13 protein-coding genes are annotated in these 13,412 nt (G+C 34.3%); 6 read left to right on the forward strand and 7 right to left on the reverse strand.

Going from position 1 to position 13,412, the window contains the following annotated elements; all coding sequences use genetic code 11:
- Positions 1 to 27: 27 nt before the first annotated feature.
- The 3 genes from murB to LO744_RS04805 are packed head-to-tail and all read right to left on the reverse strand — an operon-like array spanning position 28 to position 2,772.
- Positions 28 to 1,041 carry a UDP-N-acetylmuramate dehydrogenase gene (gene murB, locus LO744_RS04795; RefSeq protein WP_230667436.1) on the reverse strand — a complete coding sequence of 338 codons (1,014 nt, stop codon included), beginning with the start codon at positions 1,039 to 1,041 and terminating at the stop codon, positions 28 to 30.
- 35 nt (positions 1,042 to 1,076) lie between these two features.
- On the reverse strand, positions 1,077 to 1,532 hold the full coding sequence (locus LO744_RS04800) for a hypothetical protein (protein ID WP_230667437.1): 456 nt from the start codon (positions 1,530 to 1,532) through the stop codon (positions 1,077 to 1,079).
- A 34-nt stretch (positions 1,533 to 1,566) separates the two neighbouring features.
- The gene (locus LO744_RS04805) at positions 1,567 to 2,772 is read right to left on the reverse strand and encodes a pyridoxal phosphate-dependent aminotransferase (protein WP_230667438.1); all 1,206 of its coding nucleotides are present in this window, start codon (positions 2,770 to 2,772) and stop codon (positions 1,567 to 1,569) included.
- Positions 2,773 to 3,036: 264 nt separating this feature from the next.
- Between LO744_RS04805 and LO744_RS04810 the strand changes: the two genes are divergently transcribed.
- The 6 genes from LO744_RS04810 (at position 3,037) to LO744_RS04835 (ending at position 10,042) form a co-directional block, all read left to right on the forward strand.
- Positions 3,037 to 5,469, forward strand: coding sequence for a fibronectin type III domain-containing protein (locus tag LO744_RS04810; protein ID WP_230667439.1), 2,433 nt, complete (start codon positions 3,037 to 3,039; stop codon positions 5,467 to 5,469).
- A 117-nt stretch (positions 5,470 to 5,586) separates the two neighbouring features.
- Positions 5,587 to 6,042: a DUF1801 domain-containing protein gene (locus LO744_RS04815; protein ID WP_230667440.1), complete on the forward strand. Its 456-nt coding sequence runs from the start codon at positions 5,587 to 5,589 to the stop codon at positions 6,040 to 6,042.
- The gene (locus LO744_RS04820; protein WP_230667441.1) at positions 6,020 to 6,673 is read left to right on the forward strand and encodes a YiiX/YebB-like N1pC/P60 family cysteine hydrolase; all 654 of its coding nucleotides are present in this window, start codon (positions 6,020 to 6,022) and stop codon (positions 6,671 to 6,673) included. The genes LO744_RS04815 and LO744_RS04820 overlap by 23 nt, the downstream gene beginning before the upstream one ends.
- A gap of 196 nt (positions 6,674 to 6,869) precedes the next feature.
- Positions 6,870 to 7,175, forward strand: a complete 306-nt coding sequence (locus LO744_RS04825; protein WP_230667442.1) for an NIL domain-containing protein — start codon at positions 6,870 to 6,872, stop codon at positions 7,173 to 7,175.
- A 359-nt stretch (positions 7,176 to 7,534) separates the two neighbouring features.
- Positions 7,535 to 8,086, forward strand: coding sequence for a LemA family protein (locus LO744_RS04830; protein WP_230667443.1), 552 nt, complete (start codon positions 7,535 to 7,537; stop codon positions 8,084 to 8,086).
- Between the two features lie 3 nt (positions 8,087 to 8,089).
- Positions 8,090 to 10,042, forward strand: a complete 1,953-nt coding sequence (locus LO744_RS04835) for a DUF2207 domain-containing protein (RefSeq protein ID WP_230667444.1) — start codon at positions 8,090 to 8,092, stop codon at positions 10,040 to 10,042.
- A 359-nt stretch (positions 10,043 to 10,401) separates the two neighbouring features.
- On the opposite strand, the gene murA is transcribed toward LO744_RS04835, so the two are convergent.
- The 4 genes from murA to LO744_RS04855 all read right to left on the reverse strand — a co-directional run bounded on the left by murA (position 10,402) and on the right by LO744_RS04855 (position 13,374).
- Positions 10,402 to 11,709, reverse strand: a complete 1,308-nt coding sequence (gene murA / locus LO744_RS04840; protein ID WP_230667445.1) for a UDP-N-acetylglucosamine 1-carboxyvinyltransferase — start codon at positions 11,707 to 11,709, stop codon at positions 10,402 to 10,404.
- The gene (locus LO744_RS04845) at positions 11,709 to 12,374 is read right to left on the reverse strand and encodes a DUF4290 domain-containing protein (RefSeq protein ID WP_230667446.1); all 666 of its coding nucleotides are present in this window, start codon (positions 12,372 to 12,374) and stop codon (positions 11,709 to 11,711) included. The genes murA and LO744_RS04845 overlap by 1 nt, the downstream gene beginning before the upstream one ends.
- 119 nt (positions 12,375 to 12,493) lie before the next feature.
- The gene (locus tag LO744_RS04850) at positions 12,494 to 12,907 is read right to left on the reverse strand and encodes a thiol-disulfide oxidoreductase DCC family protein (RefSeq protein ID WP_230667447.1); all 414 of its coding nucleotides are present in this window, start codon (positions 12,905 to 12,907) and stop codon (positions 12,494 to 12,496) included.
- An 8-nt stretch (positions 12,908 to 12,915) separates the two neighbouring features.
- A complete protein-coding gene (locus tag LO744_RS04855; protein ID WP_230667448.1) occupies positions 12,916 to 13,374 on the reverse strand; it encodes a heme-binding domain-containing protein in 459 nt (152 codons plus the stop codon).
- Positions 13,375 to 13,412: the final 38 nt, after the last annotated feature.

Genomic DNA, 13,412 nt, shown 5'->3' on the forward strand with positions numbered 1-13,412 from the left:
AGATGAAAAATATGAAAGAATGAGGGTTTAAAGAATATTGACTTCTCGCTCTAGTTCAATCCCGAATTTTTCTTTTACGGAATCAATAATTAGGGTTGAAAAATCAAAAATTTCTTTTCCAGTCGCATTTCCTGTGGCATTAATAATTACTAAAGACTGTAATTGATGAGACGCTACATTTTCGATTTGTTTTCCTTTCCAGCCACATTGTTCGATGAGCCAGCCAGCAGGAACTTTTACAAAATTTCCGTTCGGATATCCTTGAATGTTTTCAAATTTTAATTTTAAATCTTCAAACTGTGCTAAAGGAATGGTAGGGTTTTTAAAAAAACTTCCTGCATTACCAATCTTTTTAGGGTCTGGAAGTTTGCTTTGTCTGATGTTAATTACTGCTTTTGAAACATCCTGAATTGTTGGGTTGGTAATATTTAAATTTTCCAATTCAGATTGTATAGCACCGTATTCGGTTTTGATGGTATGGTTTTGAGTGGTTAATGTAAAACTTACTTCCAAAATCACATATTGGTTTTTTCCTTCCTGCTTAAAAATAGAATCTCTGTACCCGAATCTGCATTTTTCTAAATCAAAAGTTTCTACTTCCAATGTTTGTAGGTTTAAAACTTTACAACTTACAAAATGGTCTTTTATTTCCGTTCCGTAAGCTCCGATATTCTGCATCGGTGAAGTTCCTACATTTCCGGGAATTAAAGAAAGATTTTCAAGTCCGCCATAATTTTTGCTCAGGCAATACATCACAAATTCGTGCCAGTTTTCTCCTGCTTTTGAGGTTACTAAAACTTCGTTATCATTTAAAAATTCTTCAGAAATTCCTTTTAAGTTTAATTTTATCGCTAGGCCTTCAAAATCTTTAGTAAACAAAATATTGCTGCCGCCACCTAAGAATAGAAGTGGGAGAGCTTGAGAGTTTGAGGGTTTGAGGGTTTCTATTAATTCTTCTACAGAATTTACCTCAACGAAATATTTTGCGTTGGCTTCTACACCAAAAGTATTAAAAGGTTTTAATGAAAAATTTTCCAGCATTAGATTGGGTAAATATTAGAATTTAAATAAAATGTTTATTGATATTCTTTTGGGAGAATTCTGTTGAGTTGTAATTTAAAATCAGCAAATTGTTTATAGTTGATATCGCTGTATGCATTAACGTAAACGTGAGATTTTTTGTTGGTTTTAATCTGAAAACTTTCGTCAATCCCATCAATAGGCTGAATGCTTGGTGAGCTTTTGATGCTGTCTAATTTTTTGATTTTAAAAGAAGAAACTAAGCTTTTCCAGGTTTCAGGTTTTATAGCCGAATGCCATTCGTTGTGCTTTTTTGTTGAGGTTGTTCCGGTTTCGAAATGAATGGAGTCTTTTGTTGCTTTTATAACTTTATAATGTCCCAATTGACCACCAATCTCCGCCAAACTAATGGATGTGATGTGTTCGGTTTCTGCATCCGAACTTTTATCAACAGTTTTATCACTGCATGAAAAAAAAATCAGCAGTAAAAACATTGAAACGAAAATTTTCAAATCACTTATTTTTACTGCCGACATCTTTGTAATATTAAAGATTAAACTCTAATTTGTATTTTACAAGTGCATGTTTTAAAATCTCTGCACTTTTTCTTAAATCTTCTTCTTTCAAAACGTAAGCAATTCTAACTTGCTTTTTTCCTAGCTCAGGATTGCTGTAAAAACCTCCTGCTGGCGCAACCATAATGGTTTCGTTATTCAGGGTGTATTTTTCAAGAAGCCATTGAGCGAATTTTTCAGTATCGTCTACCGGAAGTTCTGCAACACAGTAAAAAGCTCCTTTTGGTTTAGGGCAAATAACTCCCGGAATTGCATTCAGTAAATCAACCAAAACATTTCTTCTGTGAGTATATTCTTCTCTTACCGCTCTGATGTAGGCTCCGTCATTTTGGTGAGCAGCAGTTGCAGCAATCTGTCCCAAAAGTACCGGGCTCAGTCTTGCCTGTGCAAAAAGCATTGCAGCATCGTGTATTTTTTTTGAACGGGTAATTAGACATCCGATTCTTACACCACACATCGAATAACGCTTAGATTCAGAATCGATAATGATACAGTTTTCTGCCAATTCAGGAAAAGCAAACATTGAAACCTGTTGTTTCCCATCATACACATATTCTCTGTAAACCTCATCAGAAATGATAACAATATCATATTTTAAAGCAATTTCGGCTAATTTCTGAAGTTCTTCACGAGTGTAAAGATATCCTGTAGGATTTCCAGGGTTGCAGATAACAATCGCTCTTGTTTTTGCAGTAATTTTTTTCTCAAATTCTTCAATCGGAGGAAGGGCAAAACCAGTGTCAATAGAAGATGTAACAGGAACTACGTTTACATTGAATGTACTTGTAAATCCGTTATAATTTGCATAGTAAGGTTCTGGGATAATTACCTCATCACCATCATCACAAAGCGTAGAAATGGCAAAATTTAAAGCTTCAGAGCCACCATTAGTCACAATGAAATTATCTGGAGTAAGGTCTGTAAAATCTAAAGAATGATAATATTCTGTCAATGCTTTTCTGTATTCAATATTTCCTTCTGAAAGGGCATATTCTAATACTTTTAAATCAATGTTTTTTAAAGCATTCAGAGCTGTTTCTGGAGTTTCAATATCAGGTTGTCCGATATTAAGGTGATATACTTTTGTACCTCTTTGTTTAGCTTGTAAAGCAAAAGGAACCAGTTTTCTTACTGGCGAAGGCGGCATCTGTTGTGCTCTGTTTGAAATGTTTGGCATTATCTAAAATTTGTATGCACAAAAATAACAAAATATTTCGGCTCATGAGAAAATATGTGACTCTATATTGATAATATTATGTAGTGAATTGTAATTATGTATTTAGTGTTAATGTTTTTTAAATTGTATAATTCGAAACGTAATAAGTCTTTTGTTATTAATTATAATTCGTTAATTTTATTAATTTGTTAAAAATACTGTAAAATAAATGTGGTGTTTTTGGATTTAATTCTTAGTTTTACGCCGAACTAAATAAAAATAATTATGAAAAGAAAAAAACTCTTTGGGTTTGTCAATCTCTGTGCGCTTTTCTATGCGCCTATGGTATTCAGCCAATATTATCACCCAGTTACTGTAAGTGGATTCACACATGACGTTATTGCTAATGGAATAGGAAATGCAACAGCAAGCACAACTGCTCCTGTAGATGCCGTGGACTATGCTTATTTAGCGAAAGATTTTCAAGCTACAGCAACAAGTCCTTTACTTACTTATGGTCTTCCTGCGTCGGGGCAATTTATGGGTGTTGTAGGGACAACTCCTGGATTGACTTATCAATTGGCATCATACAGTGGCAATAATGCTTTAAAACTGAATGCAGTATCTGATGCGGGAACATTAACTTTTAGTACTCCTACTGCAGCATTTAATTTATATATTTTAGCAACTGGCGGTTCCGGATCTGGAGTTGTAACAGCTGTTGTAAACTTTACAGATAGCACAAGCCAAACGTTTACAGGTTTATCAATTGGTGACTGGTATGATCAGTCAAATTTTGCCATACAAGGTATAGGAAGAGTAAAAATTACGTCCAACGCCTTGGAAGACGGAGGAGGTACAAACCCAAGAATTTATCAAGTTCCATTAGCGATATCAGCTGCGAATCAGTCTAAAACGGTACAAAGTATCAGTTTTACTAAAAATTCGGGTGGCGGTTTTGTAAATATTTTTGGTGTTTCAGCAAATAGATATACCACTTGTTTGGCACCAACAGCGATGACAGCTTCCGCAGTTGCTGTGAGCTCTGTTACTCTTGGTTGGACGGCTCCTGCTACAGTTCCTACAAGTTATGATATTTATTATACTTCGTCTACAGTTGCTCCTAATAGCAGTACGACACCTACGGTTTCTGCTGTTACTGGTATTGCTGCAAACATTACAACGGGAATCAATCCGATGACTAAATATCATGTTTGGATAAGATCAAACTGTGGCGGATCTTTGGGAGAATGGGCTTATGGTACAACATTTACAACGCCTTGTTCTACGTTTACCGTTCCTTATTCAGAGAATTTTGATACTACAGCTGCTGGCTCTAGTTCAAATACCAATGCACCAATGTGTTGGTCGTATTTAGAGAACAGTGGGTTTACGGGATCAGGTTATGTAAACAATAATAATTCAAATTCTCCTGCGAATAGCTATTATTTAACTAATGGTTCGGCAAGTACAGGAAATCAAATGTTGGTGTCTCCTCAAACTGTAGCATTGTCTGATGGTACAAAAAGAGTGAGATTTTTTGCAAAAGGTAGCACAAACTATACTTTGCAAGTTGGAACTTTAACTAATCCTTCAGATCCTTCTACATTTGTTTCATTCAATACAACAATTATAACATCAAATTACGCTCAATATACAGTTAATATTCCATCTGGTGGAGGTTCTTATTTAGCCTTCAGACATAATTTAGGTGGAACCTATAGATCAATTTATCTTGATGATATCACTGTGGAAAGCATGCCAACTTGTTTGGAGCCAACTGCACTTGCTACATCAGCTGTTACTGCTAATTCTGCAACATTAAGCTGGACCGCACCTACAAACGCACCAGCAAATGGTTATGAATATGCGTATACAACAGCGAATACTGCTCCTACTGGAGCTGGAACATCTAATGCTGGAACATCGGTTACAGTATCTCTGCCGTCTGGAAGTACAACGTATTATTTATGGGTAAGATCAAAATGTACGACCACTGATTTAAGTGCTTGGGTAAGTGTTGCTGTAAGTACTAAAGCGATTAATGATGAATGTTCTACTCCGATTATTCTTACTGCTGGAGGAACTTTCGCAACAAATCCTGTTATTGCTTCAACAGTAGGAGCGTCTACAACGACTGATACTACCGCTACTCATACATGTCAAACTACAGGTTATAACGATACTTGGTATTCTGTCGTAGTTCCTGCAAGTGGAAATATTAAAATAGAGACACAATCTGTTACTGATTCTTCTGTTTCAGATACTGTTTTAGGAGTTTATTCAGGGGCTTGTGGTAGCTTAACGCAGATTGGTTGTGATGATGACGCCTCAAGTGACGGAAATTTTTCTCTTGTTACTTTAACTGGTCAAACTCCGGGAGCTACTTTGTTGATTGGTGTATGGAACTATTCATCTTCTTCAAACGGACAGTTTAAGGTTTCTGCTTATGATGCCTCATTATTGTCAACTTCAGAAGTTGGGGCGAAAGCTAAGGAAATTTCTATTTATCCAAATCCTTTCAATGATGTAGTACATCTTTCTGAAACTAAAGATTTGAAAACAGTAAAAGTATTCGACTTAGCAGGAAGAGCAGTAAAAGTTATTGAAAATCCTACTAAAGAAATCAATTTAGGCTCACTAAAATCAGGGCTGTATTTGATTACGACTTATTTCAAAGATGGTTCTCAAGCTACAGTGAAAGCCATCAAAAAGTAAATTATTTTTGAATTATTTTTTTTAACAGTCTTACATTTTTTGTAAGGCTGTTTTTATTTTTAATAAGATTTCAGCTTCGTAAAGTCTTTTATTTTAAATTTGATAAAAATTAAAACAATGCAAATTCCCGCAATATCGGTAGAAGATTATATCTCAAAAATTCCGGAAGAAAGACAAGAGGTTTTCAAGAAAATGTTTGATACGGTTACAGACAATTTACCTCAAGGTTTTAAAACTGGGGTCAGTTACGGAATGGTCGGTTGGGATGTTCCTTTAGAAACTTATCCTTCGGGTTATCATTGTACACCGGGATCGGCGCTTCCTTTTATGGGAATGGCTTCTCAGAAAAATTTTATCGCCTTGTATCACATGGGAATGTATGCAAAACCTGAACTTTTAGACTTGTTTGTAGCAGAATTTCCTAAACATTCAAAAAGAAAATTAGATATGGGGAAATCTTGCATCCGTTTCAAAAAAATGGATGACATTCCTTTTGAATTAATTGCCGAACTGAGTAAAAAAATGACTGTAGATGAATGGATCAATATTTATGAAAACAATCTTAAAAAATAGAATATTCTTACGGTTGACTTTCTTCTTTCCAATTTTGATTTGCTTCTTAAGTTGTAAAAATTCTCAGAATTTAGGTTTAAAAAATGGAGATTTATTATTTGTCACCGCTAAAGAAACTGGTTTGTCGGGAGCAATTAATAATGTCACTCAAAAGCAGAAAAATGCATCTTTTGATCATATCGGAATTTTACAGAAAGATAAAAGCGGCGTCTTTGTGCTGCATGCTGCTCCAAAAGGAGGTTCGCAAAAACAGAATTTTAATGAATTTCTAAAAGATCAAGCTAATGATGGGCAAAAAGTTGTTGTGTATCGATTAAAACCTCAGTTTCAGAAAAATATTCCTGGGGCGATTGAAAAAGCGAATTCAATGTTGGGGAAGCCGTATAATTTCAATTATATTTTAGATGAAAATTCCTATTACTGCTCAGATTATATCGAAAGAGCATTTAGAAAAGATAAAATCTTTACGCTAGAACCAATGACTTTCATTGATCCTAAAACAGGGAAGATAAACGTGTTTTGGGAAGAGTTTTATGCTAAAAAAAATCTTAAAGTTCCGGAAGGTGAATTGGGGTGCAATCCGAATGGTTTAGCCGCATCAGAAAAAATCGAGAGAATAAAAGAATTATAATGCCTTTTTTCTAATCATTTGTAATGACTAACACTAGAGAAACTGAAAAGTTTCTCTTTTTTTGATAAATTTTAAAAATACTACCCTACTAATTTGGTAGACTAATATTTTTTTATACTTTTGTGAAAGAATTAATGAGTAAATATTTAAAAATATGTAATTCAGAAAGTATTATTTAATCAAAAATGTTTTAGTTATGATTACACCCAACGCGCAGGCTTTGCCTAAAAATGTAAACCTTACCAGAAAAGAATTAATTCTTGAAGTAGAACTGAACGGGAAAATGAAATTTGATCATCTTTTAAATGCTATTTATCAGCAGATGGGGATTTGTTACAAAGTATTAAGCGCAAATGTGGAGTATATGAACGGAAACAATTTTGGCTCATTTCAATTGTACATCAATGCCACTCAGGAAGAATCTCAGGAACTGGAATTTTTTCTGAATCATAATAAACTTTTGAATACCACTGTAGAATATACCTGTAGAAAGTATTCATAGAGCTGTACGTCCATATAGTTTGAGGAGCGTTCAATTTATTGAGCGCTTTTTTTGGTTCTACATTTCCCTGCATTTAAACGGTAATGCTTTTTTGACTTAGGAAGCTGTAGCGTTAAGAAAATTGAAATTTAATCCGTTAAAAAATTCCCACTGTTTGAGTGCGGGAGAAGACTTTAAAACAAAAGAAATAATTTAATCCGCACGAGTTTTGGGGATTTTAGGAGTGAATTTCAATTTTTAGCGAAAGGTTCCAGTCTTGAATTTTTGCTACCTTTTGTTTCAAGTTAAAAGTAGAAGATATATTTTATTCAATTTTCCGAGAAAAAGATTATTTTTAATATAAATTAAATTACAAAATTATGATCGCACTTATTATTGGTGGTGTTTTGGTTATTGCATTACTTTATGGGGTTTCCATTTACAATCGTCTTGTGAAATTGAGAAATCTTGTTCAGGAGGCTTGGAGCAGTATTGATGTAATGCTTAAGAAACGTCACGACTTAATCCCTAATTTGGTTGAAACCGTAAAAGGATACGCGACTCACGAGCGTGAAACTTTAGAAAATGTTACAAAAGCTAGAAATTTAGCAGTAAGTGCAGATTCTGTAGAAGGTAAAGAAGCAGCAGAAAAAAATCTGAATCAGGCGATGATGAATTTATTTGCGGTAGCAGAACAATACCCCGACTTGAAAGCGAATGCAAACTTCCAGCAATTACAAGCAGAGTTGACATCAATAGAAAGCGATATAGAAAAATCCAGAAGATATTACAACGGAACGGTGAGAGAAAACAATACTTTGGTAGAGTCTTTCCCAAGCAATATTGTCGCCAATATGTACAAATTTGAGAAGTCTAAATTCTTTGAGCTTGAAAACATTGCCGACAGAGAAGTTCCTAACGTAAAATTCTAAGGAATGAAAAAGATTTTCGCTTTTCTTTTTCTTATTTTCTTTTCACTGGGCTTTGCACAGGAAGCAGAAGGTGCTGTAGCTGTTGGTGAAGAATCGAACGGTTTTGTGAGCGGTTCCGAAAGGATTTTGTCTTTTCATGCAGATATTAATGTTGACAAAAACTCAGCATTGAATATTACGGAGAACATAAAAGTGCATAGTCTCGGGCAAGAAATTAAACGTGGGATTTTTCGTACCCTTCCTGTGGTGAGAAATCTCAATAATCATACTCAAAAAGTAAAATACAATATCATTTCTGTAAAGAAAAATGGTGTTGATGAAGATTATCACGAGGAAATTGAAGATGGTTTTCTTAAAATTTATATAGGAAATAAAGATATTATCCTATCTCCGGGAGATTATGATTACGAAATAAAATATACTACAGAAAAGCAAATCGGCTTTTTTGAAAAATATGACGAACTGTATTGGAACGTCAATGGAACAGAATGGGATTTTCCGGTTGACAGTATTTCTGCTACGGTAAATCTTCCGCAAGGAGCCGGAATTATTCAGAATTCTTGTTATAAAGGTGTTTATGGAAGTAACTCTCAGGATTGTTTGGCTAAAATTCTTTCAGAGCATTCGATAGAGTGGAGTGCGAAAGATTTAGGTTCAGGTGAAGGTTTGACAATTGCGGTTGGTTTTAAAAAAGGGATTATGGTTCCGCCACCACCGCCTACATTTCTGGAAAAATTCGGAGTTTTAATTGCCGGAATTATCATCTTTTTAGGATTGTTATTTTATTATTACTCGACGTGGAAAAAATACGGAATCGACCCTGAAACTCCTACAGTGTATCCGCAGTTTAACTCGCCAGATGATTTGTCGCCGGCTTCGTTAGGGTATATTCACAGTGAAAGTTTTAAAAATAAATATCTCACAGCTTCTTTGGTCAATTTGGCGATAAAAGGATACGTGCAGATTGTTGAAAATGAAGATTCCGGAATTTTCGGTTTGTTTAAATCGAAACAGTTTACCGTTAAAAAACTAAAAAATGCAAATCAGGATTTGCCAAAAGAGGAAATTAACCTGATGAACAGCTTATTTTCTAATATTTCAGACAGCATAAAATTTGACGGAAAATATGATTCTAAAATCGAACAGACGGTTCGAAGTTTTCAATCAGCCTTGAAATTTCAGCATGATAAAATGTTAAACGAAGGTAATAATTCTAAAAAACTGATTGTACCCATCTTAGTCATTTTAGGAGTCTATTTTCTTGGTCTTTTTATAAGTTTTACAATCTTTCCAGAATTTGAAAAAGTATTTTTAGGAATTTTCCTTCTTGTTGTTTTAACGATAGCCTTTGTGGTTGCGATTGTTTTGTTTAAATTTTTTCCAGGTTTATTTAAGATTTTCCTGATTTTTCCGGTCATTGCCTTCGTGCTTTTAGGAATGCTTATTTATAAAGGAAGTGATTTTACGATTGACAATAATTTTAATGTTTGTTATATTTTTATTGTCTTAGGTTTTATGTCGCTGGTTATTTATCAGTTTTTAATTCAGCGTCCATCAGAAGAAAAGCTGAGGAAAAAATCTTTGATTGAAGGATTCAAAATGTACATGGGAGCTGCCGAAAATCAACAAATCAAATTTCACAATCCACCAGAAATGACACCACAGTCTTTCGAGAAATTATTGCCTTTTTCAATGGTTTTGGGAGTTGATGAAATTTGGGGCAAGAAATTCGATGATTTGCTCAAAAAAATGTCTTACGAATATCAAAGCAATTGGTATGTTGGTTCATCAATGAATCATTTTGCGATGGCAAGTGTACTTAATTCCAGCTTAACACAATCAATACAGTCTTCAGCGACACAACCTTCAAGCTCTGGAAGCAGTTCTGGCTCCGGATCTGGCGGTGGTGGATTTTCCGGCGGCGGTGGTGGTGGTGGTGGTGGCGGCGGTTGGTAAACCATTGCCATAAGCAGACTTTTAAAACTTATCATTCTTAATGGTTTAATAAATTTAAACAATTAAGAATGATAAGATTAAAGAAAAATTAAGTTGAGCTTCGCTTTAAGTGCTGAGCTAAATAAAATCATTGATTTTTCGCTTAAAAAACCTTAAAAATTAAAATTCCTTAATGTTTAAAATTATTTAGAACTCTTTTGAATTTGCTTCATAGGAGTATGTTTTAAAAATATTCAATTAATTAAAAGCTCATAAAGATGCTTTGATAATAATTGAAATAAAAACAAAAGCGTTCAGGAAATAAATTCTGAACGCTTTTTATATTGAATAATAGAGATTAATTTTCCTAATTTCTAAAATTAAATTCTCTCAATATCTGCACCAATAGCTTTCAATCTTCCGTCGATATTTTCATAACCACGGTCGATTTGTTCAATATTGTGGATGATTGATTTTCCTTCTGCTGAAAGTGCTGCAATTAAAAGTGCATTTCCTGCTCTGATGTCTGGAGAAACCATTGTCGTCCCACGAAGTGGAGATTCTTGGTTTAAACCGATAACGGTTGCTCTGTGCGGATCACATAAAATAATTTGTGCGCCCATGTCTATTAATTTATCAACAAAGAATAGTCTCGATTCAAACATTTTTTGATGTACCAAAAGACTTCCTTTTGCCTGAGTAGCGACAACCAAAATAATTGAAAGCAAATCTGGTGTAAATCCTGGCCAAGGTGCATCTGAAACCGTAAGAATAGACCCGTCGATGAATTTTTGGATTTTATAATGTTCCTGAGAAGGAATGTAAATGTCGTCACCGCTTTGTTCTAGTTGAATCCCCAACTTTCTGAATGTGTTTGGAATAACACCTAGTTGATTCCAGTTTACATTTTTAATGGTGATTTCAGATTTTGTCATGGCAGCAAGCCCAATCCAAGAACCTATTTCTACCATATCCGGAAGCATAGTGTGCTCAGTTCCGTTTAGATGAGTTACTCCTTCAATCGTTAATAAATTTGAACCGATTCCTGAAATATTAGCCCCCATTCTGTTAAGCATTTTGCAAAGTTGCTGTAAGTAAGGTTCGCAAGCTGCGTTGTAGATTCTGGTTTTACCTTTTGCTAAAGCTGCAGCCATTACAATGTTTGCGGTTCCGGTTACAGAAGCTTCTTCCAAAAGGATAAATTTTCCGTTCAGCTCTTTTGCTTTTAATGAATAGAAGCACTCTTCGTCATCATAATTAAATTCTGCCCCAAGTTCTACTAAACCCTGAAAGTGAGTGTCTAATCTTCTTCTTCCGATTTTGTCACCTCCCGGAGTCGGCATATACGCTTCACCGTAACGAGCCAACATCGGTCCCATCAACATGATTGAGCCTCTTAGTTTAGCACCGTCTTTTTTAAATTCGTTAGATTTAATATAATCAAAATTGACATTGTCTGCCTTGAAAGTATAATCGCCATGAGCGTTTTTGGTCACTTTTACACCGAAGTCGCCCAAAATCTCAATCAGTCTGTTGACATCGTGGATGTCTGGAATATTTTTAATTCTTACCTCTTCATCCGTTAGCAAAACTGCACATAAAATTTGAAGCGCTTCATTTTTTGCCCCTTGTGGAGTAATTTCTCCATGCAGCCTTTTTCCTCCTCTTATTTGAAATGTTCCACTCATTATCTTCTGTTGTGATTATTGTTGTTGTTATTATTGTTAAATCTTCTTTTTGCGGGTTGATTTCTGTTGTTAGTGTTTTTATTGTTATTGTTATTATTCCTGTTAGCATTGTTGGCGTAGTAAATTTTACTTTTATCTAAGCTCTCAATATTAGTAAGGTCTAATCTGTTTGCTGAAAGTTCTTTCAAATGACGGAAAATTACATCATCGGTTACATGTTCTTTATTGTAAACATTGTAAGACTTTTTCATATTGTTGGCAATCACCTCGATTAGGGCTTCTTTTTCGTCGCCTGGTTCTAGCTCGATTGCTTTTTCAATTAACTGAAGAATACTTTTCCCGTAGAATTTAAAATCACCCTGAAGTTTCGGGTATTCCATTCTTTTGGGCTTTTCTTCAAGCTGTTCTTTTGTAGGGAAAGGGTATGGGGAATCTACATCCAGGCTATGATTGGCAAGAATGTAAAGATGATCCCAAAGTTTATGTTTATAATTTTCTTCGTCGCGGAGCTGTGGGTTTCTCTGACCCATAAAATCAATGATTGCCATTGCCATTTCGTTTCTTTCTTCTCTATCTGAAACTTCTTTGCAACGCTCAACCAACTGTTGTATAATTCTGCCATATTCTGGCATATTGAGATGAGTTTTTTGGGTATTGTATTCCATAGTCTGCAAATATATGGATTAATAAAAATAATGTTTCGAAAAACTTAAATGTTTATAAAAATTTAACGAGATAATTTAATAATTCTTAATAGTAATCTGATACCAAAATCTAAACCAAATCAGACTTCTATAAATTTCTTTTTTTGTTGTTGGTCGGGTAGGAAGCACTTTTGAGCGGAAAGTTTCATTCTGTTTTCAGAGATTTTATCGTAAACTTTATCACTTATAAATGTGGGAATTAATTTACCAATAACCAACGTTTTATAAATTCCTCCTAAGAGACTGGCGATTTTTAAAACGGCTTTAGATTTTACAAGATAGTATTGATGAGGTTTCCAAAGATAAAGTGTATTAAATTGTTTAGTTTCTAGTTTTCTTTCGGATAAAAACTTTTGGCCAAAATCTGATTGCAGAGAAGCAAACATAAATTGGTTTTTTTTATCTCTTTCCAAAATCCATTGTACCCAAAAATTACAAACACCGCATTCACCGTCAAAAAATACAATATGTTTTTGTTCCCAGATTTCTTGCATGATTTCTATTATTCAGTTTTAAATTTTGTTTCTTCAATCTCTCTTTTAAAATAAGTAATCAACTTTTTTCTTTGAGGGTCTGTTAATTTTGCTTCCTGATGTCCCAAATAATAAGATTCTAAAGGCATTTCATGCTTTTCAAGCATTTCCACACATTCTTCCATTTTATGAATCTGCCTTTTGGGTTCGTAAGTAGCAAATGTAGAAAAATTAAGATGCTTTCTTCCTTCATCAATATGATTTTTTATCCACCACGAAGCCGGAGCAATACTTGTATACCAAGGATATTTCGTTTCATCAGAATGACAGTCGTAGCATGATGTGGTAATCATCTCAGCTATTTCAGGACTAACGTTTTTTATTTTTAAAAAATCCATTCCTGCATTCAGCGGTTTGTTGGTTTTATCAATAGGAAAAAACTGAATAATCACAAAAGCAACCAAAATTATAAATAGTATTTTTTTCATAGTGAAGTTTTTGAAAGCCTTCAGTGTAGAACAAATCA

This window comes from Chryseobacterium turcicum, from assembly GCF_021010565.1.
Taxonomy (GTDB): Bacteria; Bacteroidota; Bacteroidia; order Flavobacteriales; family Weeksellaceae; genus Chryseobacterium; species Chryseobacterium turcicum.